The organism is Acinetobacter lwoffii, from assembly GCF_024129595.1.
Classification (GTDB): Bacteria; Pseudomonadota; Gammaproteobacteria; order Pseudomonadales; family Moraxellaceae; genus Acinetobacter; species Acinetobacter lwoffii_O.
Genome location: NZ_JAMXXS010000003.1, coordinates 142,779 through 159,127 on the forward strand (window position 1 = coordinate 142,779; position 16,349 = coordinate 159,127).

14 protein-coding genes, 1 pseudogene and 1 riboswitch are annotated in these 16,349 nt (G+C 44.0%); of the genes and pseudogenes, 9 read left to right on the top strand and 6 right to left on the bottom strand.

The features are described 5' to 3' along the window. Positions 1–2: 2 nt before the first annotated feature. From NI466_RS03215 to NI466_RS03225, 3 genes and pseudogenes are all read right to left on the bottom strand, one after another. The gene (locus NI466_RS03215) at positions 3–404 is read right to left on the bottom strand and encodes a YcfL family putative periplasmic lipoprotein (RefSeq protein ID WP_005248406.1); all 402 of its coding nucleotides are present in this window, start codon (positions 402–404) and stop codon (positions 3–5) included. A 19-nt stretch (positions 405–423) separates the two neighbouring features. Further along, positions 424–1,782, bottom strand: coding sequence for a COG3014 family protein (locus NI466_RS03220; protein ID WP_034438391.1), 1,359 nt, complete (start codon positions 1,780–1,782; stop codon positions 424–426). 371 nt (positions 1,783–2,153) lie between these two features. Beyond that, positions 2,154–3,283, bottom strand: a pseudogene (locus NI466_RS03225) (IS3-like element ISAcsp5 family transposase). Between the two features lie 455 nt (positions 3,284–3,738). On the opposite strand from NI466_RS03225, the gene NI466_RS03230 reads away from it, so the two are divergent. Together NI466_RS03230 and ruvX are read left to right on the top strand one after the other, a co-directional pair. Then, positions 3,739–4,293 (top strand): YqgE/AlgH family protein, encoded by a 555-nt coding sequence (locus NI466_RS03230; protein WP_004281085.1) that lies wholly within the window; start codon positions 3,739–3,741, stop codon positions 4,291–4,293. After that, complete coding sequence (gene ruvX / locus NI466_RS03235) at positions 4,286–4,729, top strand: Holliday junction resolvase RuvX (RefSeq protein WP_148334353.1); 444 nt, start codon at positions 4,286–4,288, stop codon at positions 4,727–4,729. The genes NI466_RS03230 and ruvX overlap by 8 nt, the downstream gene beginning before the upstream one ends. Positions 4,730–4,793: 64 nt before the next feature. Here the strand turns inward: ruvX and NI466_RS03240 are convergent, their stop codons facing one another. Beyond that, positions 4,794–5,414: an alpha-ketoglutarate-dependent dioxygenase AlkB family protein gene (locus tag NI466_RS03240; protein WP_114541486.1), complete on the bottom strand. Its 621-nt coding sequence runs from the start codon at positions 5,412–5,414 to the stop codon at positions 4,794–4,796. Between the two features lie 151 nt (positions 5,415–5,565). Between NI466_RS03240 and NI466_RS03245 the strand changes: the two genes are divergently transcribed. Further along, on the top strand, positions 5,566–7,368 hold the full coding sequence (locus tag NI466_RS03245; RefSeq protein WP_253172698.1) for an ABC transporter ATP-binding protein: 1,803 nt from the start codon (positions 5,566–5,568) through the stop codon (positions 7,366–7,368). Positions 7,369–7,428: 60 nt separating this feature from the next. Here NI466_RS03245 and phoU read toward each other — a convergent pair whose 3' ends face one another. Then, positions 7,429–8,148: a phosphate signaling complex protein PhoU gene (phoU, locus tag NI466_RS03250; protein WP_005108465.1), complete on the bottom strand. Its 720-nt coding sequence runs from the start codon at positions 8,146–8,148 to the stop codon at positions 7,429–7,431. Between the two features lie 91 nt (positions 8,149–8,239). Then, positions 8,240–9,598 (bottom strand): multidrug efflux outer membrane protein AbuO, encoded by a 1,359-nt coding sequence (gene abuO / locus NI466_RS03255; RefSeq protein ID WP_253172699.1) that lies wholly within the window; start codon positions 9,596–9,598, stop codon positions 8,240–8,242. A gap of 293 nt (positions 9,599–9,891) precedes the next feature. Here abuO and NI466_RS03260 point away from each other — a divergent pair, with 293 nt between their 5' ends. From NI466_RS03260 to gluQRS, 6 genes are all read left to right on the top strand, one after another. Next, a complete protein-coding gene (locus NI466_RS03260) occupies positions 9,892–10,923 on the top strand; it encodes a hypothetical protein (RefSeq protein WP_148334357.1) in 1,032 nt (343 codons plus the stop codon). Positions 10,924–11,031: 108 nt separating this feature from the next. Further along, positions 11,032–11,164: riboswitch (TPP riboswitch) on the top strand. An 88-nt stretch (positions 11,165–11,252) separates the two neighbouring features. Further along, a complete protein-coding gene (gene thiC / locus NI466_RS03265; RefSeq protein ID WP_253172701.1) occupies positions 11,253–13,148 on the top strand; it encodes a phosphomethylpyrimidine synthase ThiC in 1,896 nt (631 codons plus the stop codon). A gap of 76 nt (positions 13,149–13,224) precedes the next feature. Next, positions 13,225–13,860, top strand: coding sequence for an NUDIX domain-containing protein (locus tag NI466_RS03270; RefSeq protein ID WP_253172703.1), 636 nt, complete (start codon positions 13,225–13,227; stop codon positions 13,858–13,860). Next, a complete protein-coding gene (cpdA, locus tag NI466_RS03275; RefSeq protein WP_253172705.1) occupies positions 13,857–14,663 on the top strand; it encodes a 3',5'-cyclic-AMP phosphodiesterase in 807 nt (268 codons plus the stop codon). The genes NI466_RS03270 and cpdA overlap by 4 nt, the downstream gene beginning before the upstream one ends. 210 nt (positions 14,664–14,873) lie before the next feature. Continuing rightward, a complete protein-coding gene (gene dksA, locus NI466_RS03280; RefSeq protein WP_004281072.1) occupies positions 14,874–15,401 on the top strand; it encodes an RNA polymerase-binding protein DksA in 528 nt (175 codons plus the stop codon). 2 nt (positions 15,402–15,403) lie between these two features. After that, positions 15,404–16,324 (top strand): tRNA glutamyl-Q(34) synthetase GluQRS, encoded by a 921-nt coding sequence (gene gluQRS, locus NI466_RS03285; protein WP_253172706.1) that lies wholly within the window; start codon positions 15,404–15,406, stop codon positions 16,322–16,324. The last annotated feature ends 25 nt before the right edge of the window (positions 16,325–16,349 follow it).

Here is a 16,349-nt window from a genome sequence, read left to right on the forward strand (position 1 = left end):
TCTTATTTTTTCAAATACACAACAACATCAACAGCAGATGGATTTGGCGCCAAGGACTGCACACCTTTGGTTTCACGTCCGGTTAACTGGATCGGCTTCCAGATGGCACCTTCAGGATTAACTTCCACACCTTGTGCATCCACCCAAACAATCTTGTAGCTAAAATCTTTATTGTTAAAACGGCGGTTTTTGATCGCGATTGAAGCACGCTTTAAATCACCAACCAAGCTCATATTCACACGTTCCACAAAGACTTCCGTAGTTAATACCGGATTATTGGTAATGGTGCGGATACTCATTTCATTATTGGCATTGGTTTGGGTAGATAAGGCATTCGGTGCGGTACAACCCACCATGAACAGCGCCCCTAAACCAAGTACAGCAAAGCTAAATTGACGTTTCATATTGTTCCCTTATTTATGATTAATGTGGAATGGTGCTTACACTAGCCGTAATTTTGTCATTAACATGATGGGCATAGACAAACACTGTTTGATTGGCTTTCACATCTAGGGTGACCGGAGAGCTAGATACACTCCCGCTAGAAAGTTGTAAATTATGTTTGCCCGGCGTTAAATTTAAGCGCGCAATCTGGGCATTACTCGGCAAGGTACTCCAGCCACGCAAGTCAGCACGCTCAGTCGCCATATTTAAGACGTTACCGGCAAGTTGACCAAACACACCAAACTGGTTACCAAGTTCTTTTTGTGCGGCATATTTTGCAGTGGCGCGCAGCACCTGACTGCTCACATTCGCCATAATTTTTTCTTTGAGGTCCTTGACGGCCAAAGCACCAATATCACTAATCACATAACTGTCTTGTAAAGCTTTATTATTGACTTTCACTTTCAGGCTAGTTGGTATCACATAGGTACTTGGTTCATAGGTCGCAAAAGCAATATTGATTAAACCGCCCGGTGTAGGGACATCAATTTTATTTTCCACCTTTTGCGGTACAATTCCCTGTTCGATAAATACAATCACCGGAACACTACCCTTCTTATGCTGTGTGACCAGTTGATCCAGACGTTTCACGTCTTCGGAAATTTGCTTATCTGGTTGTAACTCATAAGCTTTCTTATAATCAACCAAGGCATCATTGTATTCACCCAAGGTTTCCCATAAATTGGCTGCCATATAAAAAGCGTAGGCATTCTGATAGCTGTTCTTAATCTTGCCGGCTATGGGGTCCAGACCGACAAAAGCTTCATCCAGCACACTTAGATTCTTCTCTGCTTCCGTGTTTTTAGCTACTTTGTCTTTTTTCTTTTCTAGTTCTTTTTGGTGCAACAATTCGATTTCACGCTGGAGGCCCTGAGCCACGCGCATTTCTACCGCAGCAGCTTCCAGATCCTTTAAGAAAATATAGTTTTTAGCTTGGGAAATATGCGCCAGCACCTGCTCATGTGCTGGTACCAGATAAGGCACTACAGAGTCATTGCTGACCATGGCAAGAGCCTTAAACCCCATTCGGGACACACTAATTTTGGCCCGATTTTTTTGTTTTTCTAACAGCGTAAAGGCTTGCTTATAATAATCTCGGCTTTCTTCATATTGATGGTTAACTTGTAATAAGCGGGCTTGTTCAAGTAAATATAAAACTCCATCCTTTGAATCAGCTTTGTCCTTAAACTGAGTAATGAGGTTTTCAGATAAAGCGCTATTCAAATGACTACGGAAAAAACTACCTTCTTCATTATAACTACTAAATACTGCTGCCTGTGAAGTGACCGACACAGAAAATAGCGCAGAAATTAAAGTCCCTTTTAAAATATGATGCATAACAACCCCATTAAAAAAATAAATTAAAGATGAAAATTTCTGCATTCTACGAACAAAGCAATATGGTTTCAATATGTATATTTTGTATAATAATTGAAATATTCTGTACAATATATCGCAAATTTATTACATAAATAAACAAATATTATAGTTTGTTATCTAATATTGACCATTTTTTAATCACTAGAAACTATGTATCGAAATATAGTTAGAGCTTAATTAATGAGCTGAGATTGTAATAACTTGCCTTTAGTTTTCAGATAAATTCTATTTAAAAGCAAGAAACTATATATAGTCTACTTAATGTGGTTCCGTTAATTAGACCACTCAATTCAGTTTTATAAGTGATAAATCCGCTCTAAATATTTAAATTATGCTGCCATTACTTTTAGTAAATGTTGATCATAAAATTCATTTGGTGTTGCCTTATTCAAACTTGAATGAGGACGTATCATGTTATAAAAATCCAAATATTCAGCAATTGATTGTTTCGCTTGTTTAACCGTATCGTAAGCCTTCAAATAGACTTCCTCATGCTTCACGCTGCGCCATAAACGCTCAATCATTACATTATCCATCCATCGTCCTTTCCCATCCATACTGATACGGATATTTCGCAATTTTAACTCATTCAAAAATGCCTCGCTTGTGAATTGACTGCCTTGGTCTGTATTAAACACCTCTGGACAACCATATTTCACAATTGCTTCTTGCAACGCATCTATGCAAAAGTCTGTTTCCATACTGATCGATACTCGATGAGCCAGTACTTTACGACTATGCCAATCTATAATTGCACACAGATAGACAAAGCCTTTAGCCATAGGAATGTAGGTGATATCTGTACACCAGACTTGATTAGAGTGATCGATGACCATGTTTTTCAACAGATATGGGAAAATACGGTGTGCAAGATTAGGCTTACTGGTATTTGTTTTTGGATACAAGGCATGTATTCCCATCAAGCGCATTAAACGTCGGACTTTACGCCGACCTATTTGATGCCCTTGACGCTGTAGCATATCTCGTATCATTCGACTGCCCATAAATGGGTAGTCGAGATGAATTTCATCGATCAGACGCATCCAACTCAAATCAGTTGATGAAATCTCTTTGGGCTTGTAATACAACGTACTGCGATTGATTTAAATCAATTGCGATTGTTGTCGTACCGAAAGTTGATGGGTCTTATCGATCATTTTTTGCCGCTCAGCTGCCCTATTTTTCTGAGCGCACCTTCTAAAAAATCAATTTGCAATGCCTGATGTCCTATCTTGGCATGTAGAGCTTTGAGGTCAATCTCTGGTTCTTGTTGTGCTGTTGGTCGTGAAAAAATATTGACTGATTGCTCAAGCAGTTGATTTTTCCAATCGATGATTTGGTTTTGATGTAAGTCGAATTGAGTAGAAAGTTCAGCGAGTGTGTGGTCGCCTTTAATTGCTGCGAGAGCAACTTTAACTTTAAACTCTGCTGAATGATTACGACGTTTTCTTCGTGTCATGGTTGACTCCAAAAACAAGCATTTCCCATGCTTATTGGGGAGTAGATTATCACTTATAGGCGTGGTCTAAAATCCTAGACCCACATCAACTTTTAACCATGAATGATCTATTGTTATTATTTAATTCATTCCACCACAATATATTTAATATTTTTTATTAAAATTTAAGTAAGTTTTTACTCGGTTTATCTGGCTGTTTTAACATAAATAAAAAACGCTTAAAACTACCTCCCATCATTTAAATAAAATCACTGAAGGTCTTTTTAAAAGGAATTTTAAAACCGGCCTTAACCTGTTCATGCCTGATTTACCCCATATCCAAGTTGTCAGCCTAAGCATTTTATGGGATAACTAGCAGGAAGAAAGCCGCTGTTTGAGTGATTACAATTAGGCCCGTAGGCCATGCTTCACTTTTTCAGACTGCATAGCATACTGACTTTGGGAGAAATGCTCAGGTGACCAAACAGTTTCTGACACATCGTTGTCTGATTGCACCGCCGCATGCGAATGATGATTTTTTTGCCCAGACGGTCATTTATCTCGCGCGTCATGATGAAGATGGTGCCCAAGGCATCATTATCAATCGACCTGCCGGCATTCAAATTAAAGAATTGCTGAATGATCTGGATATTGAAGCAGATAATGTCAATCCGCATGAGGTATTGCAAGGTGGCCCTTTGCGCCCTGAAGCCGGCTTTGTCTTGCATACTGGTCAGCCGACCTGGCATTCCTCCATCGCCGTAGGTGAAAATGTCTGCATTACCACTTCCAAAGATATTCTGGATGCCATTGCGCATAATGAAGGGGTCGGTCGCTATCAGATTGCCCTCGGTTATGCCAGTTGGGGCAAACACCAGCTGGAACAGGAAATTGCCCGTGGTGACTGGCTGATTTGTGATTCCGATATGGATCTGATTTTCAACTTACCTTATAACGACCGTTGGGATGCTGCCTATAAAAAAATGGGTGTAGACCGCAACTGGTTATCTTCCGAGATTGGACATGCCTGATGTAAACGTGCCACAAACCATTATGGCGTTTGATTTTGGTACACAAAAAATGGGAATGTCAGTTGGACAATCCCTGATTGCAAGTGCCAATCCCCTGCCCTTATTTCCCATGAAAGATGGTATCCCCAACTGGGATGAACTGCTCAAAATCGTGAAAAGCCATCAACCGAATTTATTTCTGGTCGGTTTGCCATTGAACATGGATGATAGTGAATCCGAGCTGTCGACACGGGCGCGAAAATTTGCCCGCCGTTTACGTCATCAGACCAATATTGAAACCTGGATGGTGGATGAACGTCTGACCACCCGTGAAGCACGCGATGAGCTGGATCATTATCAGGCGCAAGGTCGCGGCAAGAAACTCTCTGCCGACAGTATTGCGGCTGCCTTGTTGATTGAAAGCTGGTATCGTCATCCTGCCGGGATCACGCCTTAATCTGTTTTGAAAATTTTTTAAAACAGCATCCTTCAGGGTGCTTTTTTATGCTCCAAAATGCTTCTTAAGGATAAAAATAACGAAAGGTCAGGTTAATTCGTGGTGTCAAAACTTTGCTGGTTTTGCTAATACTGTGCTTCCAGTGTTGCTGTGTCGCGCCACGCATCACAATTAATTGCCCACTATGTAACAGCACATCGACTTTATCACTGCGAATTTTATGCTTAAAGCTCATTTTGCGGGTGGCTCCCAGACTCAGAGAAGCGATGACATTTTCCCGAGAAGTACCTGTATATAAAGCCGGCTCATCATCACTATGCCAACCCAAGCCTTGAGAACCATCTTCATACAAATTGGCCAGACAGGAATTAAAGGGATGACCGACCAGAATTTCAATATGTTGCTTTAAACGGAATAATCCGGGTGTCCATACTTGAGCTTGTTTAAGCGTACCAGAATAACGATACTGATAATGTTCATCGCCATACCAGACCACCTGGCGACCGGTGACATGGTGCTTGCCAAATAAATGCACTTCATCATATTGCCAGGCCAGCTGACTGAGAAAATGCTGTAGATACTGTTGGCTTTGTTCCTCATCCAAAATCAAGCCATAATCCTCCACTACCCCATCAAAAGGTAATACATTGGCTTGCGGCTGGGGTGCAAATAAATCGAGCGTCATATCAATCAGATCCAGTATCCACATGAAAATACTGACATTCGACCTAAAGGATTACAACTGCTCTTCACAAATGACTACAACATTTATGCTTGTGGCTGGCATGATTCCTGCCTAGACTGAATTCAACTTTCACAATAAAAATAATCCTTTTATGAACTTATGGCAGCTGTTTCAGAAACTTCGTCCCTTTGTTCAGCCTTACCGGTTGCTGGTGATTGCCACGCTGATTCTGACCCTGATTGGCTCATTCACCGCACAGGTCAATGCCATTACCTTGCAATATGCGGTCGACAGCATCAATTCGCTACTCGAAGCCGGTCAAGGACTGGAGCAAGGCTGGCATATTCTGATCACGATTTCGGCAATTTTGCTCGGCAAAGAAATTATTAATGCCTTTGTCCAGTTCGGGCAGAAGTTCTATGGAGAGAAACTGCGAATTTTTGTCTCTCAGGATCTGGCCCAAGGGATTATTGAAAAGTTTTTAAAATATCGTTTGGAATTTTTTAATCAGGAAAATAATCAGGCCGGTAAATTACAGACCCGGATTGACCGTGGTATTGGTTCACTGACCCGTCTCGTTCAGATCTTCTTTATTGATATTTTACCGTTATTTACCAGTGCCATTGTGGCTTTGGGGTTAATGTATTATGCCAATGTTTATGTCGGTCTGGTTGCAACTGCCATTGTCCCGATCTATTTCTGGCTGACCTATAAACAGGCGCAAAAACTCGGGGGCTGGCGCCGCAGTCTTCGCGATGGCCGGGAGAAAAAGAGTCAAGGCATTCTCAGCATCATCAATTCGATTACCGTAATCAAATCCTTTAACCGCGAATCGATTGAATCGGAAAAGCAGTTGGGATTACAGCGCGAACTGACCGACAATCAGATGAAAACCCGCCAGACCAGTTTCCTGTTTGATGGCCTGAAAACTTTTCTGGAACAGATCGGGATTGTACTCATCATTATTCTAACCTCCTACTTTGTGCTGGATGGTCAGATGAGTATTGGCATGATCATGTTTCATGTGCTGCTATTTAATAATGTCTCTGCCCCAATCCGATCCCTGCACCGGATTTATGATGAAGTAAATGACGCCATGATCTATTCAGAAAGCTTTTTCAAGATTCTGGAAGCAGATGATGAAATTGAACAAAGCGGTCAGCAGAAACCGATTGTCCAAGGAAAATTTGAACTGAGTGGCGTGAATTTTTATTATCCAAACGGCCACCATGCCCTGAAAGATATTGATATGGAAATTCGTCCCAATAAAATTACCGCCTTGGTGGGCTTATCGGGTGCCGGAAAATCCACCCTGATCAGTTTGCTGGATAAATTTTATGAACCACAGCAAGGCCAGATCAAACTGGATGGCATTGACCTGAAAGATTATGACACCCAATATCTACGCGATCATATTGGTCTGGTCTTACAAAAAAACCATATTTTTCAGGGCACCATCTTTGACAATATCCGTTACGGCAAAACTACTGCCTCAATGGAAGATGTAATTGAGGCGGCAGAAAAAGCCTCGATTCATGAGCAGATTTTACAGTTACCGGATGGCTATAACAGCGATGCCTTGATGCTGTCTGGCGGCCAGCAGCAACGGATTGCCTTGGCACGGATGTTCCTGAAAAATCCACCGATCATTTTTCTGGATGAACCGACGGCGAGTCTGGATGCAATTGCCACGGAACAGATCAAAAAAAGTCTGGACCAGATCAAGCAAGGCCGTACCGTGATCATCATTTCGCATAGCCTGTCGCAGATTATTGATGCGGATTATACCTATGTAATGAAAGAAGGAACGATTGCCGAACATGGTGAACACGACCAGCTTTATCATCAGCAAGGCGTATATAAGGAAATCTTTGATGCGATGGCCAAAAGCCTGAATATTGAAAAAATTGCCAAAACTTTTGAAGATGATGCTGAGGAAGAAACTCATAGTTAGCTTTTCTATCCCAATAAAAAACCTCCGAGCTGGAGGTTTTTTTATTTAAGTCTGGAACGTTTAACGCTGAACTTTCTGTTCAATTTCTTCAACGCTGGTATGACGCACATCAAAACCTTTGACCATATAGATCACCTGTTCCGAAATATTCCGGGCATGATCGCCAATTCTTTCTAGCGAACGCAGCACCCATAATACATTGATGACACGACTGATATGCCGCGGATCTTCAATCATATAAGTCATAAGCGTACGTGTGGCTGATTGATACTCACGGTCAATATCCGCATCTGCCAACATGACCTTCAAAGCTTGATCTACATCCAGACGCGCAAAAGCATCCAGTGCATCATGAATCATCACCCGCACCTGGTTGCCAATATGCCGGGTTTCCATATAACCGCGCGGTGAGCCGCCCTCTTCACATAAGCTTTGTGCAATTCGGCCTATTTTCGAGGCTTCATCGCCAATCCGTTCCAGATCGGTATTGGCCTTGGACATGGCAAGCACCATACGTAAATCAATCGCGGCAGGATGACGGCGCGCCAGAATCAGGGTCAGCGCTTCATCAATATCTCGTTCCATCTGATTGACGACATTATCTTGAAACTGCACATCTACTGCCATTGAGACATCTGTGTCCAATAGGGCATGAATGGCATTAGCTACCTGCTGTTCTACCAGTCCGCCCATCGTCATGAATTTGGTATTTACGTCCTGCAGTTCTTCATTAAATTGCGAAGAAATGTGATGACTTAATACAGGATTATTTGGACACAAGGAAAGCTACTCCTGAACGATAGAGGACAATGATCAATAATAAATCATATTAAAGCATATCTATGATGAAAGTTTGATGACAATAGTAGCCTCATAGAGGCTGAGGCGAATCATATTCAATCAGCCAGGCATTCAGCTCTGCCAGTTCCTTTTCGGTTAACTGCCCGACCGAGGCCTGCAATTGCAGCACATGCAACAGATAATCATATTTGGCATTCAAATAATCGGTCTTGGCAGAAAAGGCATTACGCTGTGCCAGCAACACATCGACCATGGTTTTTAAGCCTTCCTGATATTGGGCTCTGGACGCTTGTGAGACAATTTCCGAAGAGTCCATCGCGGCTTTACGTGCATTCAGTTTGGCCTGATCGGTTTCTACCTGCATAAAGGACTGTTTCACATCGGTATTGGCTTTACGGATGGCTGCATCCAGTTGCGCTTCACTTTTTTGCACATTAACGCCGGCCTGACGGATACTTTTTTGCGTGCGTCCACCGCTAAATACATTCCAGTTCACCTCCACCCCAATTTGGTCGAAATCTCCATTGCTGGACATGATCGTAACCGGACTTTGCTTTAAATAGCCATAGGTTCCGACCGCTTCGACCTGCGGATAGAGCGCAGCCTGTTCGACCCGTTTGGCATCTTCAGAATAGCGCTTTTGCAGACGCGCTTGCAGAATATTCAGATTTTGGCTTTGTGCTAATTCGGTCCAGGACTGCATATCACTTGGAACCGGTTTCTGGAACTGGAAATCGTTGCGTAATACCGCCAGATTTTCCTGATAAGGGCCGATTAACTGTGCCAGCTGTTCTTGGGCCAGTACCAGCTGAACTTGAGTCGAAATCCGGTTGGCTTGGGCACTTTGATACTGGGCATTGGCTTCACTGACCTCACTACGCGCCACCAAACCTTCTTTCAGCTTAGCATTCATCATGCGTAACTGTTCAGACAGCGCCTGCTCTTCCTGTAAATAAGCCGTAGTCAAAGACTGCTGCCGCAAGACATTAAAATAGGCTTCGGCCACCTGTAAAATATGCTGCTGTTTTTGCAGACGCAGATTGACTTCACTGAGTTCGACCGAGGTTTTAACCTGCTTATAACCTTGCCAGGCATCCCAGCGAAATAAAGGTTGGCGTGCGGTTAAGGCCACCTGACGGCTGGTGGTACTGGAACTTTGCAACTCACCAAATTCAGCAGGCAAACCTTCAGACTCTGAGTTGTTGACGGACTGGTTTTTACGGGTGACATTGCCTGAAAGGGACACGGTCGGCAGCAAATTGCCGCTGGCAATCCCCAGATTGAGCTGATCGGCCTGATACTGCAACACATTCGCCTGCCAGTTCGGGTCATTTTGCTGGGCGCGCGCATAGGCTTCTTGCAAATCCAGTGCAAAAACTGCCGGACTACTTGCCAATATCCCCGCCATGACACTGAGTTTTAGTTTCATTTTATAGTGTTCATCCCTAACAGCCATTCAGATCAAAAAATGCTGGCGCTTTAAGCTAAGCCATACTAAAGAGATCTCTTGAATTTTTACGTATGATTTTTATTAACTTTTTAATATAACTATCGCGTTTTATTCACGATTAATTCAATTTTCAAGATCTCTGTCTGCAATGTAACAAAGCAATTCACAATACTAAACATAGTATTTTAATTTGATCTATACAATATACCTCCCAGTAAGGCCGTTATTTTCTGAATTCACCTATATATACAGAGTCCTGAAGCATAGTGTTAATGCCATTCCCGTCGATATTCAAAGCCTGTTTGCTTGCTGGTAGCGTGCTGCTTCTTGGGGGCTGCCAACAGCCTTCAGATCCACAGATCCAGGTCGAACAGACTGAGACGAAGCAAACGCAAAGTCCAGTCAGTGACTTTAGCCTCATGTGCCAGAATATTGAAAAAAATATGTCCCAGATTAATGACCAGCGCACGACGTTTGCGCTGGAACAAATTAATCAGGATCTTAAAGTGTGCCTGCCGTTGATGGAATTGGCGGAGCAGAAGCACCTGATGCAACGCTCTACCGAAATGTATCAGCGCTTTTTAAAGGTAGATCGCACCGAATTTCAGCAACGCGCCTTTGAGCAGTATGCACTGGAAATGGCCCAGCATCCGACCATTCAGCATGCGCATTTTCAACAGCTCACCTCACGTGACCAGTATCTGTTAAAACACAAGGGGCAGGCTTATGTAGAACTGCTGGATCTGGGTGATGGCACTTTACATTATCGCCGCAGCCCGGAATATCTGGTGCGTATTTTTGCCCCTTATTTACCAGCCGCTGAAAAAGCCTTTATTGAAAATCTGGCGGAACAGAATATGGAGCCGGTGCTGACGGAAAAACGCCTGCAGATTGAAGCCGCTGATATTGCAGCCCGCAGTCTGCTTTGGGAAGACTATCTCAAGACTTATCCGAATAGTAGTTATAAACGCGATGCCGAATATCTGCTGAAGCAATACACCTATTTCCTGTTTAGAGGTACCGAGCAATCGCCGGTGTCTGAAGATTATCACGATCGTTATGCCGTGGATACCAGTCATCTGGAAACCATTATCGGGCTGTCGAGTGGCCAGAAATCAACGCTGTCCACACAGGCACGCCTGTTTCTGGAATTTCTGGACATGACTCCGGAACAGCGCCAGCAAACCTTGCCTGCCGATTATAGAAACCGTTCGGAAGCAGAACAGATTCTGTACTATGCCCAGATCAGTCCGCCCTCACAAAAATACGATAAGGACTGCTTTACCGATGCCATCTGTATCTAGTTGGGATCAGTTTCACCTTCAATCAGTAGGACCATGTCTAAATCAATCCTCGCTTAAAGTTGAGCGATTTAGACCTGTTTATTCTGCCTAAACTGAGCTAAGCTTTAGCCTCGCTTGACGGAGCGCGAGTAATGCCTCGCTGAGATCATGTGATTCCTTTTATCATTATCAGGAATTGAGCATGAGTACCGTTGAACCTGATCAGGTTAATACCTGCGTAGGAATCAAGCCAGCTAAAAACCCAGCCCTTGCTTTATCTGTTCAGGATAAATCTGCCTACGTTTTTGGTCGTGCTTGATTCGTTGATGTCATTCATAAGGATCATAGCCATGAACCAGTTAACGAATCTTTCTTCTGAAACTTCTCTCTCCACTCATGAACAGGAAGCACGCGATTTAACGCGAATTCTGCCTGCCTCACGTAAAGTCTATCTGCCAGGCTCGCGTCCTGATATTCAGGTGCCGATGCGGGAAATTTCCTTAAGTGAAACCCCGACAGGCTTAGGCGGTGAATACAATCCGCCCTTGATGGTTTATGACACCTCTGGTGTGTATACCGATCCCAATGTGACGATTGACCTGAATAAAGGCCTGCCGAATGTTCGTGACAGCTGGATTGAACAGCGCAACGATAGCGAAATTCTGGATCAGCTCAGTTCTGAATTTGGCCGCCAGCGTTTACGCGATATCCGTACCGCCGCAATCCGTTTCGCCCATATCCAGAAACCTCGCAAAGCCAAATGCGGCCGCAACATCACCCAGATGCATTATGCCAAGCAAGGCATCATCACTCCGGAAATGGAATACATCGCCATTCGTGAAAATCTGCGTCAACTCGATGGTGTCGATATGCGCCAGCATCCGGGCCAGAATTTTGGTGCAAAAAACCTGACTGAAATTACGCCAGAATTTGTGCGTCAGGAAGTCGCCGCCGGCCGCGCGATTATTCCGGCCAATATCAATCATCCGGAACTGGAACCGATGATCATCGGGCGTAATTTTCTGGTCAAAATCAATGCCAATATTGGTAATTCTGCACTCGGTTCAAGTATCGAAGAAGAAGTCTCGAAAATGACCTGGGCGACACGTTGGGGCGCAGATACGATTATGGACCTCTCGACCGGCCAGAATATTCATGAAACCCGTGAATGGATTATCCGCAACTCTCCTGTACCAATTGGAACCGTACCGATCTATCAGGCACTGGAAAAAGTCAATGGTGTGGCCGAAGACCTGACCTGGGAGATCTTTAAAGACACCCTGATTGAACAGGCTGAACAAGGTGTGGACTATTTCACCATTCATGCCGGCGTGCTTTTAAGATATGTACCGCTGACTGCCAACCGTTTGACCGGTATCGTATCGCGTGGCGGTTCGATCATGGCGCAGTGGTGTCTGGCACATCATCAGGAAAACTTCTTGTATACCCATTTCGATGAAATCTGCGAGATCATGAAAGCTTATGACGTATCGTTTAGTCTCGGCGATGGCCTACGTCCGGGCTGTGTGCAGGATGCCAATGACGAAGCGCAATTTGCCGAACTTCGAACTTTGGGCGAACTGACCCACCGTGCCTGGGAGCATGATGTTCAGGTGATGATTGAGGGCCCGGGCCATGTCCCGATGCATATGATCAAGGAAAATATGGATCTGCAACTGGAAGTCTGTAAAGAAGCACCCTTTTATACCTTGGGGCCACTCACCACCGATATCGCACCGGGTTATGACCATATTACTTCGGCAATAGGAGCCGCGATGATTGGCTGGTACGGCACCGCAATGCTGTGTTATGTGACGCCGAAAGAGCATCTCGGTTTACCCAATAAAAAGGATGTCAAAGACGGCATTATTACCTACAAGATTGCCGCACATGCAGCCGATCTGGCCAAAGGTCATCCGGGTGCGCAAGCCCGGGATAATGCCCTGTCCAAGGCGCGTTTTGAGTTCCGCTGGGAAGACCAGTTTAACTTGAGTCTGGATCCGGACACGGCGCGCAGCATGCATGATGAAACCATGCCGAAAGCCGCGCATAAATCCGCGCACTTTTGTTCCATGTGCGGACCAAAGTTCTGTTCAATGAAGATTAGCCAGAATGTTCGTGATTATGCCAGTCAACAGGCTAATCCTGATCAGCCAGCAAGCTCTCAGGCCGAAATTGAAGCCGGCATGGATCAGATGAAAGCCAGCTTCCACAACTCTGGTCAAAATTTATACCACAAACTATAAAACTGTAAAAAAAACAGTTGTCTTCAAAAAAAACTCAGATAGGATGAAAATAAATCAACTCATTCTATCTGAGCATATGAATATTATTAAACAGGCCTCTTATAATAAAAAAGACTTTAGCGTAGAGGCACGTGAGTTCTTGTACCGGGGATTTATTCAGGTAGAAAAAGTCAGCCTGAAACACCGTTTATTTAATCAGGAAAGCTCAACCCCTATTTTGCAACGTGAGCTGATTCATCGGCCAGAAGCAGCGGGTGTGCTGATGTACAACCATCAACAGCAGAAATTCGGCCTGATTGAACAGTTCCGGATTGGCGGACTGGACGATGTCGATTCTCCTTGGCAACTCGAAGTGATTGCTGGCGTTCTGGATGGCAATGAAGCACCCGAAGTATGCATCCGTCGCGAAGCACTCGAAGAATCAGGCTGTACTCTGGATGAGCTACAGCACATTTTCAGCTTCTATCCTTCCGCAGGTGCATGTTCCGAACTGTTTCATTTATATGTGGCCCAAACTGAATTGCCTGAACAGGGCGGTATTTTTGGCATGCCGGATGAAGGTGAAAATATCCAGCTGCATATTCTGGATTATGCCGATATTCCGTCCTTGCTCACGAATGGTCGCTTAAGAAATGCACCTGTCATTATGGCCTTGCAATGGTTGCAACAACATATTCATACTGCAGGAATATGTCTAAGGGGAAAGACATGAGTTTTCAGCAGTCAAGCACACAGCCGGATTGGACCATTATCCAGATTTCTGATACTCATCTGATGGATCGGGAAGAGCTGGAATTTGCCCGGATGAATCCCGAGCAGAGTTTTCATGAAGTGATGCAGCAGATCCAACAACGTTTCCCCCAAATGGATGCACTGATTCATACCGGTGATCTGGCGCAGGTGCCGGTCGAGCAGACTTATCAACGCTATTTAGCATTTGTTCAGTCTTTAAACGTGCCGTATTATCAGATTCCAGGTAACCATGACGATTCTCGGGTGTTCCCTTTTCACCAGAATGCGAATCAGGTACATGCCATTCATTTTGGCACCTGGACCATGATCCTGTTAAATAGTGCCGTTCAAGGCAAGATCGATGGCTGGGTAGAACAAGCTCAACTTGATCAATTGGACCAATTATTGCTTGAATTTAAAAATCAGCATGTCATTGTGGCTTGCCATCATCATCCTTTTGCGATGAAATCGCACTGGATTGATCAGCACCGGCTGAAAAATGCTGAAGATCTGAAAGATGTACTGGCTCGGCATCAGAATATCAAACTGGTACTATTTGGTCATGTGCATCAGGATTCCTGTAACGAATGGCATGGTATCTACTTTTTATCCACGCCATCGACCAGTGTACAGTTTAAACCTAAAAGCGAAGATTTCGCGCTAGATCAGGCTGCACCAGGTTATCGTGTATTACATTTGCAACAAAATGGTGAGTTTGATACCTATATTGAACGGGTGGCATTGAGCCAGCAAAATATTAATACCGAAATTTCAGGTTATTAACTTTTCAATTTGTTTTTTTTGCATTACTTTATTGCAACCAAAGGAAATGTGATATGCATAGTCCAGACATCAAAGACTATCAATAAGCATAAAAAGTCTATATGATGACGGCCCCCATAGGAGGATAATCTTTCTACAGGGTGGATAGAAAACTGCATATCACCATATTTTTTGCGTAGCAATCATACGCATAGATGAGGAATGCCCTAAATGGCGAATGACAACCAAAATCAAGTCTTAGACAATCAAACTGATGTTGTAGAAGAGAAAGCTGCAAAGCGCGTACGCAAATCTAAGCCTAAAACGACTGACGGTGGTTCTACTGCTAGCTTATTTGGTATTGAACCTTATCAACCTAAAAAAAATGAAGAATACATGTCTGAAGGTCAGCTTCAGCATTTCCGCCAAATCTTGCTGGCTTGGAAAGCTGAGTTGATGTCAGAAGTGGATCGTACCCTGAATACGATGCAAGACGAAAATACTGCTCTTCCAGATGTGAATGACCGTGCCACTCAGGAAGAAGAGTTTGCGATTGAATTACGTACCCGTGACCGTGAACGTAAACTGATTCGTAAAATCGAACAGTCGATCGAAGCAATCCAGAATGATGACTATGGTTTCTGTGAAACTTGTGGTATCGAGATTGGCTTGCGTCGTTTAGAAGCACGTCCAACGGCTACTTTATGTATTGACTGCAAAACCCTTGCAGAGATCAAAGAGAAGCAAAATAACGGTTAAGTATGTCTGTAAATAATCCTCCCCTAACCCCTCCTTTAAAAAAGGAGGGGGACAACAGGATGGCTTATGTGGGCCGGTTCGCGCCATCGCCAACCGGCCCTTTGCATTTTGGCTCCCTCATTACCGCAGTTGCCAGTTACTGCGATGCCAAAGCCAATCAAGGCACATGGCTGGTCCGGATTGAAGACACCGATATTCCCCGCATTTATCCCGGCAGCGAAGAGCATATCCTGCGTGCCATGGAAGTCTTTCAGCTTGAACCTGATGCCGAAATCATTTTCCAGAAAGACCGTTTAGATATTTACGAAGGTGTCATTCAGCAATTACGTCAGCAAGGTCTGGTTTATGCCTGCCAATGCACCCGTAAAATGCTCGGTTCCAATCATATCTATCAGGATACCTGCCGCGACTTGGGTCTGGCTTTTGAACATCAGGCTATTCGTTTAAAAATTGAAGATGTTGAAATCTGTTTTGAAGACCGGCTACAAGGTCGGCACTGTTCAGAACTGAAAAAAGATCTGGGCGATTTTGTCTTAAAACGTCGTGATGGCATTATCAATTACCAGCTGGCAGTAGTAGTCGATGACTATTTGCAAGGCATGACTCATGTGGTACGTGGGGCTGATCTTTTAGATAATACCGAACGGCAAATCTATCTGGGACAGTTACTCGGTTATCCGCGTCTGAGCTATATGCATCTACCGCTGGCAATGAATGATCAGGGGCAAAAACTGTCAAAACAGAATCTGGCCCAAGCACTGGATTTAACTCAGGCACCCCAATTATTAAAACAGGCACTTCAGGCTTTGCATCAGGCTGAAGTTGATTTGGACACTCCCGATCGGATGCTGCAACAGGCGGTAGTACAATGGGACATTGAGCGGATTCCACATACAACTGAGCTACAAGGTCACTATTTATAAAAACAGCTTTTCACTTAAGCTAGAC